Origin of the sequence: Campylobacter pinnipediorum subsp. pinnipediorum, from assembly GCF_002021925.1 — a bacterium.
In the GTDB taxonomy this organism is placed as follows: Bacteria; Campylobacterota; Campylobacteria; order Campylobacterales; family Campylobacteraceae; genus Campylobacter_A; species Campylobacter_A pinnipediorum.
Map to the genome: position 1 here is coordinate 1,493,884 of NZ_CP012546.1, position 23,851 is coordinate 1,517,734.

Here is a 23,851-nt window from a genome sequence, read left to right on the forward strand (position 1 = left end):
AAATTATTTAAGTAATTAGTAGCTATTGATATATGATGTAGGAAATAAGAAATATTTCTTATTTCCTACATTTAAGCATTATAATGCTTAAATCAACTACTTAGAAGGCTTAATCTCAAGTGTCTTTAATGGATTCTCAATTACATGATCTTTTATTGTAAATTTCAAGTTTGGATTATCTTTATAATTTTCATATAGATATCTTAACTCTCTTGATGTAACCGCATTATAGTAAGGATTTTTTTCATCAAATAAATCTTTTAAGCGATCCATGTCTATTTTTGTATTTTTAGTAAAGCTAGTACTATCTGTCGCTAATCCATCCAATGCGAAATATAACTTTCCGCCTCTTTCTAAAGTTTCTTTTGCTATAAGTTTTGTCTTTTCTGTAAAGAAATCCATTCTAGCATTATTTAGCTCTGTTTGAAGTTCGTTATATTCTCTAATTTGTTTATTTTGTTCATCAGTGAAATGTGAAGACTCTTTTGGATTATCTAAATCTAAAAATTCATTCTTTCTCATCTCTGTAAAAACATTATCAACTTTTTCACTAAGTTCTCCAACTTTCTTTAGAGAATCTACTGCTTTTTCATTTTTTAGTAATTCAGTCATAATTTTTTTATTATCATCTGAATTAGCAGCATTTATTCTACTTCTTGACTCAGTTTTTCTAGCATGTGCTGCACCTGGATCTTGAAAGTTTGCTATATCTGCTATATCTGCATCTGTCACTTCGCCTTTATTTAATTTTTTAGCGAAATCTGTTAAGTTTGCAAACTCAAACCCTAAGTTTAGCTTTCCTATATAACTATCAGCTAAGGTTGGGTTTTTACCCTCTTTATCTGCTTCGTTAGCTTTTCCTATTAACTCTTGTCTTCCATATTTTAATCCATAGATTAAAGCATTATCACCTAACTCAGCTTGTGCAGATTTAGGACTTTCTAGGTTATTTATTTTATTTGGTAAATGTTCAATAGTTTTAATTTCTTTTACTTCAGTTTTATCCCCTGTATAGCCTTTATCTACTAATTTACTTAATTGTTCTCCTAATTTATGTCCTGATATAAAAGCCTCTCTTTCTAGAGGTTGGTTTTTATATGCTGAGAAATTTGTTAAATCTGAGTTAATATAGTAACTTTCATTTAATGACAATAAATCAGCATCCGCCTTAATTGCATCTGGCAATTTTTTGTTTTTATTTCCTGTTATTTGAGCTTGATCATGATGGGTTAATTCATGAACTATAGTATCTAGAATTTCCTTATTATTTTGTTTTTTAGTTCTTAAGAAACTAATAATAGGAGTTACGTTCATATGAACCTCATTATCACTATAATATCCTTGTTTCATAGATAATGGTCCATTTTCTTTATTTAATTCTAATGTTGCTTTTTTACCCTTAATTCCAGTTACCTCTTTTAAAGATTCTCTTTTAGCACTTTCAACCATATCAAATAATTTTTTTATTCCTTCTTCATTTCCAGAAAGTTTTTCTTTCATTAGATCGTGGAATTCTTTACTTGAATCAAGTTTTTCTACTATTTTTTTGTTAATTTCTTCTCTAGCTTTAATATAACTTTCATCAAATTTAATATTCTTTAGAACTTCTCCCATATTCTTAACATTTTTGCCCTCAAATCCTTCTATAACAACTGGTCTATTTATTTTTAGTCCTGTCTCAGAAGATTTCTTTATTAATTCTACTGAATCTTGCATACCTAAACCGTATGCAATTTCATTTACAGCTTTTAATAAATGCTCTTTTGGAATATTTTTAGAATTTTTTGCTAATAGAGCCAATTTAGCCTCTGCTTCTTTTGCTTGATTTCTATTTTTAGCTTTTTCTTTAGCTTCTTTAAATAGCTTATTTTGTTCTTGTTTTGATAATTTCTCAGGAACATATTTTGTATTTCCTATTCCATCATTGATCTTATCTGTTTTTTGCTCACTTATTTTCTTTACAAGATTCTCTCCATTAGCCTCTGAGAACTTATATGTATATTGTTTCAATACATTATTAAGTATTTCTGTGTTTTGTTGTTCTTTGCTACCTGTTTTAGAAGTAGTAGGAATCTCTTGTTTTAATCTTAATTCTGATTTTGGTATATTAGTTTCACCTAATTGCTCTAAAGAGTTTTTCTTAGCTCTTGATACGATGTCAACCAATTCTTTTACTTTTTCAGGATTTCCATTAATTTCACTACTCATCAATTTCTTAAATTGAGGGTCAGCAGAAAGGTTTTCTAATAACCTTGTATCTGCATTTTCCCTAAACTTATTATATGTATCTGTAAATTCTGAATTACTATTTTTCTTGGCTTTTTTCTCAAGCTTTTTCTTTTCTTTGTCGCTTATTTTCTTAGGCTTATAGTCAGTGTTGCCGAAACCTGAAACTTCGCTTTGTAATGCTTGTTTTTTACCCTCTACTTCATTTTTACCATTTGCTTTTTTAGCAAATGGATTTTTTAATTCCGGAAGTAATTTCTTCTCAAATTTTTGAACATCTTTCTTGCCAGCTTCTTCATTAGAAGGCTTAATCTCAAGTGTCTTTAATGGATTCTCAATTACATGATCTTTTATTGTAAATTTCAAGTTTGGATTATCTTTATAATTTTCATATAGATATCTTAACTCTCTTGATGTAACCGCATTATAGTAAGGATTTTTTTCATCAAATAAATCTTTTAAGCGATCCATGTCTATTTTTGTATTTTTAGTAAAGCTAGTACTATCTGTCGCTAATCCATCCAATGCGAAATATAACTTTCCGCCTCTTTCTAAAGTTTCTTTTGCTATAAGTTTTGTCTTTTCTGTAAAGAAATCCATTCTAGCATTATTTAGCTCTGTTTGAAGTTCGTTATATTCTCTAATTTGTTTATTTTGTTCATCAGTGAAATGTGAAGACTCTTTTGGATTATCTAAATCTAAAAATTCATTCTTTCTCATCTCTGTAAAAACATTATCAACTTTTTCACTAAGTTCTCCAACTTTCTTTAGAGAATCTACTGCTTTTTCATTTTTTAGTAATTCAGTCATAATTTTTTTATTATCATCTGAATTAGCAGCATTTATTCTACTTCTTGACTCAGTTTTTCTAGCATGTGCTGCACCTGGATCTTGAAAGTTTGCTATATCTGCTATATCTGCATCTGTCACTTCGCCTTTATTTAATTTTTTAGCGAAATCTGTTAAGTTTGCAAACTCAAACCCTAAGTTTAGCTTTCCTATATAACTATCAGCTAAGGTTGGGTTTTTACCCTCTTTATCTGCTTCGTTAGCTTTTCCTATTAACTCTTGTCTTCCATATTTTAATCCATAGATTAAAGCATTATCACCTAACTCAGCTTGTGCAGATTTAGGACTTTCTAGGTTATTTATTTTATTTGGTAAATGTTCAATAGTTTTAATTTCTTTTACTTCAGTTTTATCCCCTGTATAGCCTTTATCTACTAATTTACTTAATTGTTCTCCTAATTTATGTCCTGATATAAAAGCCTCTCTTTCTAGAGGTTGGTTTTTATATGCTGAGAAATTTGTTAAATCTGAGTTAATATAGTAACTTTCATTTAATGACAATAAATCAGCATCCGCCTTAATTGCATCTGGCAATTTTTTGTTTTTATTTCCTGTTATTTGAGCTTGATCATGATGGGTTAATTCATGAACTATAGTATCTAGAATTTCCTTATTATTTTGTTTTTTAGTTCTTAAGAAACTAATAATAGGAGTTACGTTCATATGAACCTCATTATCACTATAATATCCTTGTTTCATAGATAATGGTCCATTTTCTTTATTTAATTCTAATGTTGCTTTTTTACCCTTAATTCCAGTTACCTCTTTTAAAGATTCTCTTTTAGCACTTTCAACCATATCAAATAATTTTTTTATTCCTTCTTCATTTCCAGAAAGTTTTTCTTTCATTAGATCGTGGAATTCTTTACTTGAATCAAGTTTTTCTACTATTTTTTTGTTAATTTCTTCTCTAGCTTTAATATAACTTTCATCAAATTTAATATTCTTTAGAACTTCTCCCATATTCTTAACATTTTTGCCCTCAAATCCTTCTATAACAACTGGTCTATTTATTTTTAGTCCTGTCTCAGAAGATTTCTTTATTAATTCTACTGAATCTTGCATACCTAAACCGTATGCAATTTCATTTACAGCTTTTAATAAATGCTCTTTTGGAATATTTTTAGAATTTTTTGCTAATAGAGCCAATTTAGCCTCTGCTTCTTTTGCTTGATTTCTATTTTTAGCTTTTTCTTTAGCTTCTTTAAATAGCTTATTTTGTTCTTGTTTTGATAATTTCTCAGGAACATATTTTGTATTTCCTATTCCATCATTGATCTTATCTGTTTTTTGCTCACTTATTTTCTTTACAAGATTCTCTCCATTAGCCTCTGAGAACTTATATGTATATTGTTTCAATACATTATTAAGTATTTCTGTGTTTTGTTGTTCTTTGCTACCTGTTTTAGAAGTAGTAGGAATCTCTTGTTTTAATCTTAATTCTGATTTTGGTATATTAGTTTCACCTAATTGCTCTAAAGAGTTTTTCTTAGCTCTTGATACGATGTCAACCAATTCTTTTACTTTTTCAGGATTTCCATTAATTTCACTACTCATCAATTTCTTAAATTGAGGGTCAGCAGAAAGGTTTTCTAATAACCTTGTATCTGCATTTTCCCTAAACTTATTATATGTATCTGTAAATTCTGAATTACTATTTTTCTTGGCTTTTTTCTCAAGCTTTTTCTTTTCTTTGTCGCTTATTTTCTTAGGCTTATAGTCAGTGTTGCCGAAACTAGATGAATTATCTTTATATACATCCTTCATCAATCTATCACTTAAACTATCTCCTGCATTAAATGCATCACTTTCTAATGGCTGCTTCTTATAGTCTTTTCCTTTGTGAACATATAGATTTTGATTTAACGAGAACATGTCAGCATCTAATTTCAAATCTTGTCTTAAATTTGCATTATTTCTATTTTCAGCCAAATATGCTTGATCATGATGTGTTAACTCATGTATGATTGTATTTAGCAACTCTTTATTTTGTGCTGATTTTTCTTTTGATGGAATCGGAGCAACATCATTCATTCTTACCAAATCTCCAGAATAATCCCCATGAATATGCTTATGTTTCTTAGATGAAGATAATAACTCTAAATTAGGTGTTGGGATATCTATTCCACCAACTTCTTTAAATGCATCCCTCTTACTTTCAGAAACTATTTTAAATAGCTCTTTTAGTTTTTCTTGATTTCCACTTAAATTACTATTCATAAGTTCAACAAACTTAGGATTTTCTTTTAGCTTCTCGTAAATTTTTTGATCTACATTCTTCCTAAAATCATTATACTCATTACTCAAAGGAGTTTTATTAAATACCTTACCTATCTCGCTTCTTTCACTTGGAGTTAATTTATTTGGATCAAATGTATCTGGTGCAACTATCTTACTATTTTCTTGAGCGGATTTATTTACCAATTCCATAACTTGTTCGTTGCTATATCCATCTCTTAACTCGTTTAATTTAGAAATAATAGCTTCTTTTGGAATATCATTAGCATCGTTTGCTATCTTTTTAAGTTTGTCTACAGCTTCTTTGTGCGGATTTAATTTTTCAGCTTTTTTCTTAACTTCATCAAATCTTCTATTTCTCTCTTCTGCACTTAATTGTTTTGGAGTGTAGTTTGTGTTAGTTATAGCAACTATTTTATCATTTATAGTTACATATTTTTCATTAAATACATTATCCTTAGTAACTCCACTACCTGCTCCTTCTATCAATCCATGATATTCAGATTTTAACTTCATAGGAGTTGGTAGTTCTTCTACTAAATCTAATGGAATGTCTTCAAATTTATTAGACTTATCCAAATCTGTATCGCCTGTCTTGTATTTTTTACCTTCTGCTTCGGCTTTAAATGCACCAAAGTCTACACCATCAGCCATTTTATAGTTTATATTTTTTAGCTCACTTCTAAGTACATCTAAATCTTCATAATCACTTTCTTTAACTCTCTTGTTATCTACATCATTTTTATTAGAAATAATGCTATATGGATCTTCATATATCTTTTCTTTAGTAGTTTCTACATCTAAAGATTTTTGTATTTTAACATCTTCACCAGGAAGTTTTGGTAGTTCTCTTTGTGCTTTATTAGCTGCTTCTTCAACTCTTCCTTTTCTTTGAATAGTCATGTAAGTAGCATTGTCAGGACTTACTACACTTTCTTTTGGTCCATATTTTTGTGTATTTTCTTGAGCTATTCTAGCTTGTTTCTCTGTTTCTGACTCAACTTTTGGTGTCTTTTTAGATGGATCTATTTGTGCATAGATTGGTTCTTGTCTAGCTTCTCTTAAAGAATTCTCTATTCTTTCTCTATTTGACGATAAAGTTTCTCTAAATTTATCTAAATCTTCATAGTCGCTTTCTTGAATTTTCTTACTCTCTACTTCATTTCTAATTACATCTAAATCTTCATAATCGCTTTCTTTAGATTTTATAGTTTCAATTTCATTTTTCCTTGTAACAACACTATCTAAATCTTCATATATTTTTTCTCTTGCATTTTCTACATCTGAAGATTTTTGTGTTTTAACATCTTCACCAGGAAGTTTTGGTAGTTCTCTTTGTGCTTTATTAGCTGCTTCTTCAACTCTTCCTTTTCTTTGAATAGTCATGTAAGTATCATTGTCAGGACTTACTACACTTTCTTTTGGTCCATATTTTTGTGTATTTTCTTGAGCTATTCTAGCTTGTTTCTCTGTTTCTGACTCAACCTTTGGTGTCTTTTTAGATGGATCTATTTGTGCATAGATTGGTTCTTGTCTAGCTTCTCTTGAAGAATCATCTATTCTTTCTTGTGCTCTCTTACTTTCTGCTTCATTTCTACCTGAAAAAGCACCGCTTATATCTTCATAATCACCTGAAGATTTTTGTCCACTTTCTTGTGTGCTTCTTTTAGATCTTGGTCTTACCTTTCCTAGAAGTTCCTTAGTATCTTTGACAGAAAAACTTAGACTTGCGCTTCCACCCTTTTCAAACACATCTTTTAATGTCTTTGATTCTTCTTTTTTATCTGTTTTTAAGCTATCTGCTTTTACTTCTTCACCATTTAGTTTAATTTTACCTGAAGATATATTTTCTTTTGCTAGACTTATTACAGAATTTTGAGCAACTTGTTTATCTTTTTTATCTCCAATTTCAAGATCTAATCCTAACTCTCCAGTTATTCCGCCTGAAATTCCAACTATTGCCCCACCAGCTTGCTCTTTTAATACTCTTTCGGTTATTTTTGTTTCTCCTTCAACTTTTAAAGAACCTTTTTTAGTATCGCTTCCAATAGTTGCTGAGTCTAAGTTAAGATTATTTCCTACTTCTGCTTCAAATTCTTCTCCTGCTGTTATGCTAGATCTTTGTGAAATTTTTTCTCCATTACCATAGATATATCCGCCTCCAGCTGATGCACTAACGTTTCCTGCACCAATTGTATTACTTCCCAATCCTGCTGATAATGTTGCTGAAGCATTTGCTTTTATTTTTGAAGTATTATATGTATCTACTGGGGTTTCTACATTAAGATCTCTCTCTGCTTTAACTTTCGCTTTTTTATCAGCTCTAATCTCAGCACCCTTAACATTAACATCTCTTCCAGCATTTATTCTTACATTTTTACCTTTTATTTTTGAGTTGGTATGCTTAGTTGACTCTTCGCTACCACGTTCATAATCAAACGAAGCTCCGCCCCCAGCTTGAACATTAGAACCAAATATAGCACTAACTCCAGCTGTTTGCTGAGTATGAATTTCTGCAGAGAAATTATTATTAGTTGATTTTTCATTTATTTCTCCACCAGCAACATTAACATCACGTTTTGCAGTTAAATCAACATCGCCTTTACTTTCTATATCTACATTATTTAAATTAACATCCTCTTCAGTAGCTGTTATAGATATACCCTCTCCTGCTTTTATTCTAGATTTTTTATCTTTAGTAACTTCTTTGTTAGAGTCTGTATAGTTAAATCCTAATTCTTGCTTAGAATTGCTTCCGACAGTATCATTAAATAATAAGTTAGTAACAGCTCCTGCAGCTTTTAATGCCGCTAGTCCTCCATTTAACTGACCCTTCATTGCATCTTCTGTAATCTCTTTTGAACTATTTACAGCATCTAATATACTACTTGTAGCACCTACACTTTGTTTTGCTGTAAGACTAAATCCGGTAGTTTTTTCTTTATGGGTGTCTTTATAAACCTTAGATTCTACTTTTCCTGCTGTAATATCCAAACGTTTTTTAGTTGTTATATCGGTTCCACCGATATCAACTTGCTCTTTTCCTTTTATATTAAAGCTACCTTCACTGGCTTCTAGGGTTCCATTCTTCCATTTTTTATCTTCTATCTCTGTTTTGTTGTTTGAAATTTTTAACCCTATTTCCCCGCTTGCAAGACTAGATAATTTAGATCTAGCTTGTTTATTACCTCTATCTTTTTTAGGTGCATAATTGTTTATAATTTCGGTACTAGCTTTATTATGGGCACTATCAAATTCAGCCTTTGCTCCTAGATCTCCTATTCCAGCTGATGCAGAACCAACAAATCCTACAGATGTTTCTGTCTCTGTTACTTTATGAGTTTCTTCTACGGCATTAAAATTAACTTTTTTCTTTCTTGAAACTATATCTCCTCCGGAACCTTTGATATTAGAACCAGTAATATCAACATCCTCTTCGCCATCTATATTTACTTTTCCACCAGCAATTATATTACTTGCTCTTGATTTTCCTTTTTCTTCTTTTTTGTTATAGTAAGTAGAACCCACTAAACCTATACTTAAAGCTCTTTCTTTAGTTTTTTCTGTTTCTTTAGCATCTTCTACATTTACTTTTCCACCTGCTTTTAAGTCTACATTCCCCTTAGCTATTATATCGCTTCCCTTTACATTTATATCATTTTCAGCTTCTACTACTACATTATTTGCTTTAATTGTACTAGCATTTTGGGTTGTTTGTTCAGTGCTTTTACTTTTAAATGCAGCTAATTCAGGTAATCCTAATTTATACTTTCCACCTGATTGATTGGTTATCTTCTCTATATCTTTTGTTTCACTTGATTCTATATCAACTTCTTTTGCTTTGATTTTTGCTTTTTCTTCAGCTTTGATATCACTTCCTTTTACTTTTGCTTTATCTCCTGCTGATATATTTACATTTTTTCCTTTGATACTAGAAGCTTTACTACTTTCAGTTTCCCTTGTTAATTCCGTAGTTTCATTAGTTGTAGTGGTTCTTTCATTTTCAATTATTTTTTCTGAATCTTTTTCAATTCTATCTTCCACATTAACTTTTTCTTCTGCTTCAAGATTTATATCTCCACCCATTGAGTAAAGATCAGCTCCCAATAAATCTATATTTTTAGCTTGAATATCTAAACCTTGATCTGCAATTATTTCTGAAAGCTCTAATTTAACATTTTCTTTTGCTTTAATATTTGCTTGGCCTTTTGCAACAATATCTGTTTTGATATTTTTAGAGCCTTCGTTTGTGAAGTCTTCTGATAAAGTAATTAGGTTATTTCCAGCAAAAATTTGTGAATTTTTATTATTAAATTTCTGTGCATCTACAATTAGATTGTTTCCGGCTTTTATTTTTCCTAATGTATCCTCTTGTTTTGCATTCTTTTCTATTTTTTTCAAACTTTCTTGTGCATCTTTGCTATATATAAATTTAGGATATTTATCATTGCCGGCACTAATCTCTCCTGCTTTTTCGTAAATTCCTTTTTTATCCTTTGTATCTCTATTCTTTTCCCAGCTTAACAATGTTTCATCTGTACTTATAGAATCATTGTAAACATCTCCTTTTACAAAGATATTTTTCTGAGCCAGAACTTGTCCACGACTATTAGCAGAATAATATTCAATTTCTTTTCCATTTATAAGATCAGGAATATCATCTTTTGCTTTCCAATCAGAACCTAAAGCTAAACTCATTAATTTATCCAAACCTGGATCATTAATACTTTTTAACAAATTCCAATACTGATATCTTCTTAAAGTATTTTTCTCTGTTAATAATCTTAAAAGAGAAACATTTTCTGCATCTTTCCCAGAATTAAAGATTCCACCATTAACCAATGAATTAGTATCCCATGTTAAAGTAATCTCTACATTGTGAAGCATATTTGCTAATTGTCTAGTCTTAGTTGTTGTTAAGTTGTTTAAATCTCCAAAAATATATGCACTTTCTTTGGCTACTATACTAGAATCTCTATTGTAAACTTTAGTTTTTTTATCTTTTCCATTATCATATGCAGAAATAACAACATTTTTATCAGAATGGATTAATGATGAGATATTATCAATATTTACAGATTCTTTTGGTATTTTAACTTCTACAGTATAGCCGTTATACCATGCTTTCCACATTGACTCTCTTACATTTGTATGCTTGGTTAGCTTGTTATACCCTTCATTTTTAAGTTCATAGTTAAATTTTCCTGTATTTTCAAGCTCATTTGCTTGAAGTCTTAGATTTTCTTTTGAGCTAATTTGAGACGCTACGTTTAAAATCTTTTTAGATCTTATTGTTCCTGCTCCATTTGAATGAATAAGAGCTTCGTTAACATTTTGAATTTCATCTTGGGCATCTATATATAATTGTTTGTCTGAAACAATTGCAGATGAATCATTTCTTAAAATTTTTCCTTCTATCTTTAGACCATCTTTTGCTGAGATAAATGCTCCATCTGTATTTTCTATATAATCCCCTGATATTTGAACAACATTTCCTGAAATCTCTTTTTTATTTACAAGCTTATCATTTGAGTATATTGCCAAATTATCTTTTGCTGATAATACACCCTCATTTTGATAATTATCTAGTGTTGCTTTTACATTTTTTGAAGTAACTTCTCCTTTATTAAAACCAGTTCCAGCAGTTAGATCAACATAATTTTTTGATGTTATTGCCCCATAGTTTTGTAGATTACGTCCTTTTACTGTTGTGCTTAAAGTAGAGTCTATCTTTCCTTTATTTATTAAATTTTTACCAGAAACAAAAACATCATTAGAGTTTATCTCACCATCATTTATTATGTTTCCTTTAGATAGCACTCTTGTGCTTTTACCTGTAATTTTTCCTTGATTGCTTAGGTTTTTATTTGCTTGTAAAAATAGACGATTTGAATCCAAAGTAGCTTCTTTTGATATCTCAATTTGTCCACTATCTACAATAGAAAGCTTATCTACTTTTGTATTAGCATTAACCAATACTTTTCCATTGTTATCGCTAAATGCATGTTGTTTTCCACTTGAATCAGACATTCTGTATTTTCCTGAGCTTAATGTAAGCTCACCAACATTTTCAAAACGACCACCATTTACGATAATTCCGTTTTCATTAGCAATAATAACGTCAGATTTTGTTCCTAAAACCTCAAGTCCTCCAGCTAGTTTAGTCGCACCTCTATCATTCATTCCAACTTCATTGATAATCAAACTTGCAGATTTTCCATCAAGATTTTTATTTGATGAAAATTGTTGACCATTTAAAAGCTTACTTCTTGCTTTTCCACTACCGCTATTATTGTTTAGCAATACATTTTCATCAGATTCTATACTAAATTCATTATATAGGTTATGAGAAATTCCATTGCTATTAGTTTTTGCTATCTGAACCAAGGTTGATTTATCATGTCCTTCAACTTTTTCCAACTGAGTTTTAGTTGTATCCGCTACTTCTATATGGTTTAATTTTTTTATAGGAGTATCTACTTTTTTCTCAGTATTAGCTTCACTAGAAACAGACACAGGAGCAAGTTTTTGAGCTTCTGAAGTAGCTACTTCAGCTGCTTTAAGCTCCAAAGTATTTTTACTAGAGCCATTATCTGCTTTAGCTTTTTTTGTTGCTTTTTCTTCATCTAATGCTTGTGTGTTATCTAATTGCTCTTCCAACTTCTCTGTTTTTTTACCAGTAGCCACACTTGCTAGAGATACAGGGGTAAAATCTTGAGTAGTTGAAGCATCTGCTTCTCCTTTTTTAAATTCTATACCATTTTTAGCAAAACTATTGCCTGATTTAAATTTTATTGATCTTGTTTTAGGAGTATCTGATTCTTGTGTATCTTTTGTTTGTTTTGCTGTTTTATAGACTTGTTGGGCAGGAGAAAAACTAGTAAGAGCTACTGGCAAAATTCCTGTGAAAGATGCGTCATCTAATGATAAATCATCTTTGCTTTTATTGAAATTTATACTAGGGGTGCTACTAGCTGATTTTGTATCTAATTTTTGTGTTTTAGCTACATATTTTGATGGCTCCTGTACTATCTTAGTGTTTGCTATAGAAGGAAGAGTTGCTCTGTTAAGCTTTTGACTATATACTACAGGTAGAGATAAATCATCTTGACCCCTTGATGCGATAGCACCTGTTTTTTTGTCTATTTCTAATGTTTTACCATTAACTCTTTGTAATGAATACAATGAGCCATACCCAACATTACTACTTGGCTTTATAATAATTTTATTTTCATACATAGAAGGATTTGCTGTTCTTGCAGAAGCTTTAGCAATTTCTAGATTTTTAATCTCTTTTTTTAATTCCTTTTCTAAAGACTTTATTACCTCTGATTCCTTTTTAGAGGCTTCTTGTTTTTTTTCTGTATCCTCTATATTTTTAGCTATTTTTTCTATTTCTTTTATTTTTTCTTTTATTTTTTCTATTTTTTTTATAGTATCACTTATACCTTTGTTGCCATATATTAAATACGAATGTTCTTTTTGATTTCGTATATCTTTCATACTATTTCCAAAAATCACTCTATCAACATTAAGATAATGCTGGTCATTTACATTAATTCCATTTTCATTTGCAAATATTAAATCAGCTTTTTTCCCAACTATTTCAATCGTTCCTCCTAAACTACTTGGATCTCCACCTACAATTTCATTTATTATAACATTTGCAGCATCTTCTGAACCAAAATTTTTATTTTTTTGAACCCGACCAAAAAGCTCGCTCGTATCTATATGGCTTTCAAAGCTTTTATTATCAACATTATTAAAAACAGTCTGATCATCTGAACTCATATCAAATTTATCATAAATATTATGAGAAATGCCATTGCTATTAGGTTTTTCTATGTCAATTTTTATAGAACCTCTATCTTTACTTCTTTCTATTTTTAAATCTTTACTTTTTTCATTTTTTACTATATTTTCTACTTTATTTTCTTCTGCTAAAGTCCTTATACCCATACTAGTTAAAAAAAATGCCATAGCTACAGTTGCTATTTTTTTGATTTTTTGTAAATTTTGTTTTAAAAAACTTTCAATTTTTTTAAAAAATATCGACGATTTCATTTTCTATTCCTTAAATTAAAATGAATGACCAAAATTAAATGAGATCACATTTCCCTCATTTTTGTGTCTTGATTCTGTTTTTAAAGCTCTGCTAACCATTAAACTCCCATTAAAACCATTTTTTTGAAATTTGACTCCGTATGCCATTCCAATTATACTTTCTCTAGAACTATTATCTTTATCCTTTAGCGTTCCTGCATCCAAACCCACAAAAGGGTTTATGACATGGATATATGGATGTTTCTCTTCCGAGAAATAGTATGTAAGTGTATTGCTTATATAAGCACCTTTTTCTCCCGAAATGGAATTTTCTTTAAAACCCCTCACTGTATAATCATCTCCTATACTCATTTTATTTATATTTAACAATCTATCATTTGAATAAACACCTAAAAAACTTGATCTAAATCCCAAAACATCTTTGTTTTGTAAAAGAAAATATCTTCCCCAATCAACATTTAAAGAATACTTTTGAAACTCTTTTTTAGGTAATTTAGGATTATAGTTTTTATCTCCTTCTGCCTTAAACCAAGGAACCCCTTTTTCATATTCTAATCCCAAATAAATATTTCCACCTAAAAACTTATCAGAATAATCCACCCCAAGACCGGTCGTAGAATATGTTTTGCTATTTATTAAAATTTTTTCATTATTTATATAGGTTTCATTATCTCTTTGACTAAAAAACACATAACCTGTAATTTTATTATACTTACCTCTAGTTATAACCCTAGATAGTTTAAATTTTTGTTTTTTTACCTTACCATCTCTTGTTATATTAGTCGTATTTCCCTTAACAACTGAATGTGTTTTGTTTATTCCTAAATTATATGAAAATTTATAATACCCAAAAGGTATTGCATAAGAAAGGTTTAAATTTTCATCTTTATTTTTAGTATAATCTTTTCCTAAATTTGTAGAATACGATATACCAAATGAGTCATTTATTGGGAATATATTTCCTCCGTTATAATTAAACCCTAATTTATTTCTATCCTTATCAATTGGGCTATTGTCATAGTTGATTCCAAAATTTCCAATACCTTCTTTTTGATGTATGATAATATCAGAATACCCCTCTTTATCGCTTGGGACTATCTCTAATTGATTTTGTTTTCGACCCATACTTAAATTTTCTATTCCTTGGTCTAAATATTTTGTATTTAAAACTTTGTCTTTATAATATGGAAACGCGAAAAAAATCTCTTGTCTTTCTCTAAAACCTTTGTCTTTTTTAGTCTCGAAATAAATTTCGTTTATTTTTCCTGCTTTTATTTCTAATTCAAGATAACCATCATAGACATTTCCGTTTTTAAAAAAACTAAAGCTTGTAACATAACCATCTTCTATTAAACGTTTATTTATATATTCTATTATTAGGTAGATGTTTTTTTCGTTCATTTCAGCATTTAAAAATTTTTTTATTTCTTTTTGCAACTTTTCTTTTAAAGGATGTTCTCCATCTAAAAATATTTTTTTTAGACTTATATCTTGTTTTTCTATATCGATTTTATTTATTTTATTCTCTTCTTTTATATAGTCTATATCTATACTGTCTGATTTTTGATTGTCGATATTTTGTATTTTTTTATCTATCTCTTTTTTAAACTGTCTATTTTCTTCTATCTTTTCATTCCTAATATCTAACGACTTATAGGCTCTTGCTTCAAGACAAGTTATATAAAAAAGCGATAAAATAATTAAAAAATTATTTTTCATTATCAATCAAGCTCCCCTTTCCTTTTTCTGAATTTGTGTATTTTCTATTTTAGATCGCGTATACTACTATATTTTTTTTAAAAAATCAATAAAAAATAACTATATTTTATATATATTTTATATATATTAACTTATGTATTATATAATATATGAATTAAATTATCCTTTAAAAATATTTTTCACGTTTATATTAAAAAATAATATAATTATTTTAATATAAAAATTATTATAAATAACAAAATAGACCAAAAATGTTCTAAGTTTAAGGCTCATTTGCTAATATTTCTTAATTATATATTACAAATATATTAAAATTCAATGATATGTCATAAAAATTTACTAACCTGAAGTCCGTTTATTTTAGAATTTATCTCTACAAGACCATCTTTACCAGTTACTTGTCTAACCAAATCAGCTATCTTAACGCCAAGTTTTCTAAATGTTATACGATTTATAGGTTCTTTTATTTCAAGATCAACACCCCTGCCAGCTGCATATTTCATATATGCGACTGCGATAACTTTATCTTTAAATTCTTTTAATATAGCCTTTTCTACATCATTTGCATTTTTTGTATCGCTTTTTAACTTAATCTCTGGCATACTTCTTAATTGAAAATTTTGCATCATGTCATGATTCATCTCATGTCCTTCGTGTGTATGCATAAAATCATCTGTAAAGTGTATAGGCATATCATGGTGATTGTGATGAGTGTGGTTTATGTTTTCTTGTTTTTTTGAGACTGTATTATGAGATGTTGTAGCACATCCAACAAAAAACATAGCCACAACTAAAGCAATAATTTTTTTCATAATTATATTTCCTTGTTTTGCATATTTAATAATCCTTATCAATATAATAACAAAATAATATTAAATTTAATATAAAAATTATTTCACAAAGAAAGTGGATATCAAAACAAATACTATTCGTTTCTTAATGTTGTTAATATATTTATCTTTGTAGCTTTTTTTGCTGGATAATAAGATGATAAAGCAACTATAACAACAGCTCCTCCAACTATCATCAAAAAATCAACCAAAGAAAGTTCTAATGGTAAATTAGAACTACCATAAACATCCGCTGGCAAGTTTATAATATCAAAATTTCCAAGTAGCCATATACCAAACAAGCCAAGTAAAACACCAAATAAAATACCACCTAGCCCTATAACAAGACCTTGGTAAAAAAAGCTTTTCTTAATCTCACTTGTAGTAGCACCAAGTGCTAGGAGCAAAGCTATCTCTTGTCTTCTATTCATAACTGTCATCAAAAGCGAACTTACTATATTTAACGAAGCTACCAAAATAATAAGCATAAGAACTATAAACAAAGCCCTTTTTTCAAGCTGTAATGCAGAAAAGAAATTTCCATTTTGTTGCCACCAGCCAATAGCTTTAAAGCTAAAAGGCAAAGCATTTTGCAATAAAACAATATCTTCAAAAGGTTTATCAGAATATACATGAACACCATCATAAACACCATCTGGATAATCTAAAATTTTAGCCAAAGCTTTGGAAGAAGCATAAGAATATGACTTATCATAAGCTATAAGTCCTGAGGTAAAGCTATCTTTAACCACAAATCTTTTCATCTTTGGTATAAGACTAAACCCGCTAGGATCGGCTTTTGTAAATATCAAAGTAAGCTTATCTCCATTAAGCAAGCCAAAATCACTTTGTATTCCGCTACCTATCAAAATATCATATCCGTCTAGGTTTTTATCGCCAAGTGCATCTTTTACAACTGAATTTATATGCTTTTCATCATCTGAGTTTATACCAAACAAAATCCCACCATCAAGTCGCTCTTGTCCTTTAAATATAACCTGAGTGCTTATATATGGGCTAAATTTTAGGTTTGGAAATTTTTGTTTTAGCTCATCTACAAATTTATCATTAACATTACCCTTAAAGCCACTTATTATGGTTAAAGGGTAATTCATAGTAAAAAGTTTTCGTTCAAATTCTTTATCAAAGCCGTTCATTATAGCCATAGCTACTATAAGAACCATCAAGCCGACACTAACACCCAAAAAAGCAAGCACAGCACTTAGTGTTATAAAAGGCTGTGATTTATCAAATCTAAGGTATTTAAAAAGCAAATACCTAGGAAGGCTTGTTTGTTTTGCCTTGTCGTTCTTTATCAAGCAAGCCAGCCTTTTTTAGGGCCACTTTTGCCGCAACACTCTTTATATTTTTTACCGCTGCCACAATGGCAAGGTGAGTTTCTAGGGATTTTTTTCTCTCTAACAGGAGTGTTTTGAGTATTGTTTTCAGCCATCAACTCATCTTGTTTTTTTTGCATTGATGATTTCATGCTGTCAACATTGTTTTCTTGATCTTTATTCTCTCTAAGTCTTAAAAGTTGAAGTATCTTTACACTTTCTGTTTTAAGTCTTGAAACAAGCTCAACAAATAAATTATAGCTTTCTTTTTTGTATTCAGTAAGTGGGTCTTTTTGGTTGTATCCACGTAACCCTATACCTGTTTTTAGTATATCCATTTGATATAGGTGTTCTCTCCAAGCATCATCAAGTACTTGTAAGAAAATCATCTTTTGTATATCTACTTTTTGAGCTTCATCAACAACGCTCATCTTAGCATTGTATCTATCGGTTAAAATTTGAACTATCTTATCAACCAATTCATCATAATCAAGCCCTTTAAGCTCTTCTTCGCTGACACTCTCTCCACAATCGCTTAGGATAAAAGCACATAATTTACTCAGATCAAAATCTTCTTTTAAGCCACCGGCTAAAATATCAACATTTTCAAGCATCAAAATAGCATATTCTTTTCTATTTTGTTCTATCTTATCGCTTATATCAAATTCTTTATCCAGTAATTCATCGCGATATTTGTATATAGTTTTTCTTTGTTCATTAGCCACATCATCGTATTCAAGCAAATGTTTTCTTGATTCAAAATGAAGACTTTCTACCTTTTTTTGAGCATTTTCAACAGCTCTTGTAACCATCTTACTCTCTATGCTTTCGCCATCTTCTATACCTAGTCTGTCCATGATAGCTTTAATCCTATCAGAGCCAAAAATTCTAAGCAGGTTATCTTCTAAGCTTAGATAAAATCTACTAACACCAGGATCTCCTTGGCGACCAGCTCTACCTCTTAGCTGATTGTCTATCCTTCTGCTTTCGTGTCTTTCTGTTCCTATGATATAAAGTCCGCCTAAAGCCCTAACCTCATCATCTATACGGATATCAACACCACGACCAGCCATATTTGTAGCTATAGTAACAGCACCTTTTACGCCAGCTGAAGCTATTATTTCAGCCTCTTTTTCGTGATTTTTTGCATTCAAAACAGAGTGTGCTATGCCAGTTTTTGCAAGCATAGAGTGAAGCAATTCACTACGCTCAATACTAGCAGTTCCAACAAGAACAGGCTGTCCTTTTTCATTTGCTTTTTTTATCTCATCAATAACAGCTTTAAATTTCTCATCTTGCGTCTTATAAATAAGGTCATTTTTGTCTATTCTAGCAACAGGAACATTTGTAGGTATAGAGATAACATCTAATTTATAAATTTGAGAAAACTCAGTAGCCTCTGTCTGTGCTGTTCCTGTCATACCAGCAAGTTTATTATACATTCTAAAATAATTTTGATAAGTTGTATCGGCTAGCGTCTGGCTCTCTTCTTGTATCTTTACACCCTCTTTTGCTTCTAATGCTTGATGAAGTCCTTCGCTAAATCTTCTACCCTCGCTAAGCCTTCCTGTAAATTCATCAACTATAATAACCTCATTATCACGCACAACATAATGAACATCTTTTTCAAAAAGATTATGTGCCTTTAAGGCTTGATCTAGATGATGGCTTAAAATAGCATTTTCAAGGTCATATAGGTTGCCAACGCCAAATAATTTCTCAGCTTTATTTATACCCTCTTCGGTTATTAAAATAGTTCTATTTTTTTCATCAGCTACAAAATCGCCAGTAGGTTTTGAGTTTGGCACATTTGGATCAGCAGCCTCACCACGAATTAGTTTTTTAGCTACTTCATCTGCTTTTATATAACCATCAAGTGTTCTATTTGTAGAACCTGAGATTATAAGTGGAGTTCTTGCTTCATCTATCAAGATACTATCAACCTCATCAACTATAACAAAATTATGTTTTCTTTGAACCTTATCGTTCATTGAAAATTTCATATTATCACGCAAATAATCAAACCCAAACTCAGAGTTCGTTCCATAAGTTATATCTGAATCATAAGCCTTTTTTCGCACCTCATCATCATAAACACCGCTAAGCACAACATCTACACTAAGTCCTAGAAAGTTATAAAGCTCTCCCATTTGAGTTGCATCACGCTTTGCAAGATAGTCATTTACAGTAACTACGTGAACGCCTTTCCCACTCATAGCATTTAAAACAACAGGTAAAGTGGCAACCAAAGTCTTACCCTCACCTGTTTTCATTTCAGCTATCCTGCCCTCATGAAGTACCATACCACCTATAAGCTGAACATCAAAATGACGCATATTTAAAACCCTTTTGCTACTTTCTCTAACAATAGCAAAAACATCATTTAAAACATCATCCTCGGTTTTTTTACCACTTAGCACAAGCTCTTTTAATTTTGCAAATACTGCTTTTAGCTCTTCATCAGACATATCTTTATAAACTTTTTCAAGCTCATTTATGCCTTTTAATCTTTTTAAATATTTTTTAATTTCTCGATCGTTCTTTGTTCCAAAAATTGCTTTAAATACAGCACCAATCATATAATCTACCTCTATTTAATTTTTAAATTCGCAGATTGTATCATACTTTAACTATTTATTTAATTAAACTTGGTTAAAATGGGCTTTTAAGGAGTAAAAATGAAAAAAATAATAGCTTTATTAGCAATTTATATATGCTCATACTCTTCGGTTTTAGACTTTACAACACTACAAAGTGATTTTATCCAAACACTAAATAGTAACGATAAAAAAGTAAATTATAGCGGTAAATTTTATATAAAAAATAACAATGAAGCACTTTGGATATATAAAAAACCAAACCCAAAAAAGATATATTTTACCAATTCAAAAATCATAATGATAGAAGATGACCTAGAACAAGCAATCATATCAAATTTCAATGAAAATATAAATTTAAGCGAAATTTTACTCAATGCAAAAAAAATCACAGACTCACTTTATGAAGCTGATTTCCAAGATACAAAATACAAAATAACCATAAAAGAAAATCTTCCTTTTAATATAAGCTATGAAGATAAATTGGGCAATAAAATAGACATTACACTTTCAAATGTCGTAAAAGATAAAGAAATTTTACAAGATATACTAACACCAAAAATACCAAGTGGTTATGACATCATAACCCAATAAAATCAAAACTCATCTATACTATTTAAATCAATAGGTCTTTGATTTGAGTTTTTAAATTTTGGAGATATAGTTGTCTCGTTTTGTCTTCTGATTTCAGTATCTCCATTTGAAGTTGAATAACCACATAAATTTCTTGATTTTATAGCTTCTATAATCTCATCAAGTTCTAAGTCATTTACTATCTTTAAAGACCTTATTAAAACCTCATCAATATCAACTGAGTGCTTTTTTGCAGTATACTTTTTCAAAGTCTCTTTTAACTTTTCCTTACCGGCAGATGTGAGTAAATCCTCAGCATAAAAACTTCCTATAACAACGTTTAAACCATCTAATACATAAGCGTTATTTTCTTCTACATCTCTACCAATGATATCTAAGTTAAGCTCTATTTTTTTAGCAAGCCCTTTTGAAAATTTTGAATAAACATCAGCTTTGAAGTCATCTATACTAATAACATCACAAAATCCAAAAACAGAACAAAAAACTATCGCTAAAATATTTTTTAACATTATCACACTTCCTCTATCATTTCAAATTTTGTTTTTGCATAAAAATCAGCCACTTCTTTATCTATTTTAACTACACTTTTTAAATAAGAGTTGAAATTTAAACTTTTTCCATAAAAAAGCTTTAAATTTTTTGGGTTTATCGCTCTTGAAAGTGCTACGTAAAGCTGACCATTTGTAAAAATATGGCTTAAATCACACATTAGATTATTGATACTCATTCCTTGTGATTTATGGATAGTTAAAGCATAGGCTAATTTAAACGGAAATTGTTCAAAAGTTGCCAAAACTTGTTGTTGTATATTTTCGCCATCTTTTACAAATTTCGTATATGTAAAAATATGCTTTTGTACTTCAAGAATTTCGCCATTTTCTTTTTGAACAAATACGCTAAGAACCCCATTTGCATTTTTTATCTCTACTATCTTTCCTTGCTCACCGTTATAATATCCCATAAATGGGTAATTTACTATAAATATTATCTTTGCCCCAACTTTTAATTGAAGCTCTTTTGGGCTATTTAGAGCATCTACCCAGCCTTGAACGCTTTTTTCGTGAACACTTTCATCTAAAATTTTTACATCAGCAAAACTTGTTTGCATTGGTGTTTGTAAGCGATTTAACATTATCTCATTTACTTCATTTACATCTTTATTTCTTCCAAAAAGCATAGTGATATTTTCATCTAATGAGTATCGGTTTACACGAAGTGAGTTTATATATCTTAAAACAATATCATCTATCTCGCCAATTCTAATCTTTTTTAAGATATTATAAAATTCCTTATCTTGTGTTCTTTTTGAAATTTTAAGCTCTATATTTTTAAAGTTAAAATCACTCCAAGAACTTGAATTAAAAGCATAGACAAAATTAAATAAATTTGTCTGGGTTTCGTTTTTTGTATTTTGAACTGGGGGTAGCTGATAAAAATCCCCAACTATAAGCAACTTACCTTTAAATTTTGAAACATCAAGGCGAAATCTTATCATCTCCATAAGCTCAGAACTAACCATTGAAACTTCATCTATCACTATCAAATCGGCGACATCAAGCATATCATAAACTTTTTTTAGTTTTTGCTTTTGTCTTCTATCATAAGCCGCGAGTTCTAAAAAATCTTTACAAATTCCAAATTTAAAAAAACTATGTATGCTTACACCGCCGATATTTACAGCACTAATGCCGGTAGATCCAAGCTTGATAACATTTTTTGATAAGCTATTGTAATGATCAACAATAGCCTGAGTAAGATATGTCTTGCCTACTCCGCCACCACCGGTTAAAAACACATTATGTTCTTTTAGTAAATTTAAAACTTGTTCTAACAAAACCTCACCTAAAAAATTATTAATAAAAATTATATCAAATTTTAAAAATTTTAAGATAAAATCAACCATTCACTTATACAAAGGCTACTTTATGAAAAACTTAATTTTTTTATCTTTTATTGTTATATTTTTTATATCTTGTTCAACAAAACAAGAAAGCCATATAAGTGTGCTAGATCTTGAAAATCAAAATGCCTATACTATGCCAAAAATTTTATCAAACCAAAAGATAGCAGGTGGCGAACTCTTAGAAAAAAGATTTAGTGTATTTTCATATATACCAAACAAAGATGATACAAAAGATGCGTTTTGGGCTTTTGATATATATACTCCTAAAAAAAATAAAACATACTATGGCTCAAATCTAAGACCCATCCCACCAAGCTGGTTTGAAGAACAAGAAAAAAATGCAAACAAAGATGAGTTTTTAAAATTATCGCGTTTGGCAATCAGTGTAACAAATACAGCTATAAGAAATTTTCCAACAAACGAACCAATTTTTCACAACCCCAACAGGGCTGGCGAGGGGTATCCGTTTGATTATTTACAAGCTTCAAACATAAGCATAGCAAAGCCAATATTTGTATCACATCTATCACTCGATAGGGCTTGGGCGATGGTAAAAGATGACACCGTTTGGGGCTGGGTTAAGATAAATGATATAAAATTTATAGACAATCAAGAAGCAAAAAAACTTCAAAACTCAAAATTTATCATACTCACAAAAGATAAAATGCCTATTTATGACACCCAAAACAATTTTTTATTTTATGGTAAGATTGGGGCTTTGTTGCCCTATTATAAACAAGATGATTTAAACTTTATAGGCGAAATACAAACTATTTCTGGTATCAAAAAATACAAAATCCCAAAAGCTCTTTCTACAAAATACCCAGCTGAATTAAACGATGAAAATATACAAAAAATAGCAAGTTCTCTTTTAGGACAACCTTATGGCTGGGGTGGCTGGGGTGATCTTAGGGATTGTTCTTTGTTTACAAAAGATTTTTTAGGAAGCTTTGGAATTTGGCTACCTAGAAACTCATCAGCACAATCAAAAATAGGAACAAAAATAGAACTCGAAGAGCTAAGTAACAAAGAAAAGTTAAATATCATAAAAGAAAAAGGCATTCCTTATACAACCTTATTTTATCTAAACGGACATATAATGCTTTATATAGGAATAAAAGATGATAAAGTTCTTGCTTTGCACGATGCTTGGGGTATAAGAACAAAAGACAATGGTCGTGCATTAATTGGTCAAATAGCAATAACACCTTTGGATATAGGAGCAAATCTAAAAAATGTTGATAAAAAAAGCCTACTTTTATCAAAAATAAAATCAATGAATATCATAACAAAATAGCGAGTGTAGTGGCGGAGCTGATATTGAAGATACTATTGGTAATTACAATGCATTTGCTGAAATTGGTAAAGATTTAAGCGATATTAGAAGATGTGAAAATTATAAATTGTCAAACAAAATTTACAAAAACAGTAAAGCCGAGATAATAAAAATTTACAAGATGTAGTTTTGATAAAAGAATTTTTGAATATAAAAAT

Annotated in this window: 9 protein-coding genes; 2 read left to right on the top strand and 7 right to left on the bottom strand. The window is 29.9% G+C overall.

The annotated features are described in order from the left end of the window. Positions 1–96: 96 nt before the first annotated feature. From CPIN17260_RS07780 to secA, 5 genes are all read right to left on the bottom strand, one after another. Positions 97–13,377, bottom strand: a complete 13,281-nt coding sequence (locus CPIN17260_RS07780) for a hemagglutinin repeat-containing protein (protein ID WP_078440835.1) — start codon at positions 13,375–13,377, stop codon at positions 97–99. Positions 13,378–13,392: 15 nt separating this feature from the next. Continuing rightward, positions 13,393–15,096: a ShlB/FhaC/HecB family hemolysin secretion/activation protein gene (locus CPIN17260_RS07785; RefSeq protein WP_078440942.1), complete on the bottom strand. Its 1,704-nt coding sequence runs from the start codon at positions 15,094–15,096 to the stop codon at positions 13,393–13,395. A gap of 326 nt (positions 15,097–15,422) precedes the next feature. After that, positions 15,423–15,908: a hypothetical protein gene (locus tag CPIN17260_RS07790; RefSeq protein WP_078440836.1), complete on the bottom strand. Its 486-nt coding sequence runs from the start codon at positions 15,906–15,908 to the stop codon at positions 15,423–15,425. Between the two features lie 113 nt (positions 15,909–16,021). Continuing rightward, positions 16,022–17,245 (bottom strand): ABC transporter permease, encoded by a 1,224-nt coding sequence (locus tag CPIN17260_RS07795; RefSeq protein WP_226996933.1) that lies wholly within the window; start codon positions 17,243–17,245, stop codon positions 16,022–16,024. Continuing rightward, complete coding sequence (gene secA, locus CPIN17260_RS07800) at positions 17,242–19,842, bottom strand: preprotein translocase subunit SecA (protein WP_078440837.1); 2,601 nt, start codon at positions 19,840–19,842, stop codon at positions 17,242–17,244. The genes CPIN17260_RS07795 and secA overlap by 4 nt, the downstream gene beginning before the upstream one ends. A gap of 99 nt (positions 19,843–19,941) precedes the next feature. On the opposite strand from secA, the gene lolA reads away from it, so the two are divergent. After that, complete coding sequence (gene lolA / locus CPIN17260_RS07805) at positions 19,942–20,454, top strand: LolA-like outer membrane lipoprotein chaperone (RefSeq protein ID WP_069637007.1); 513 nt, start codon at positions 19,942–19,944, stop codon at positions 20,452–20,454. Between the two features lie 2 nt (positions 20,455–20,456). Here the strand turns inward: lolA and CPIN17260_RS07810 are convergent, their stop codons facing one another. Further along, a complete protein-coding gene (locus CPIN17260_RS07810; protein ID WP_069632956.1) occupies positions 20,457–20,963 on the bottom strand; it encodes a hypothetical protein in 507 nt (168 codons plus the stop codon). A 2-nt stretch (positions 20,964–20,965) separates the two neighbouring features. Next, positions 20,966–22,288 carry an ATP-dependent DNA helicase gene (locus tag CPIN17260_RS07815; protein ID WP_078440944.1) on the bottom strand — a complete coding sequence of 441 codons (1,323 nt, stop codon included), beginning with the start codon at positions 22,286–22,288 and terminating at the stop codon, positions 20,966–20,968. Between the two features lie 91 nt (positions 22,289–22,379). Between CPIN17260_RS07815 and CPIN17260_RS07820 the strand changes: the two genes are divergently transcribed. Next, positions 22,380–23,654, top strand: a complete 1,275-nt coding sequence (locus tag CPIN17260_RS07820; protein WP_099046660.1) for an SH3 domain-containing C40 family peptidase — start codon at positions 22,380–22,382, stop codon at positions 23,652–23,654. Positions 23,655–23,851 lie beyond the last annotated feature (197 nt).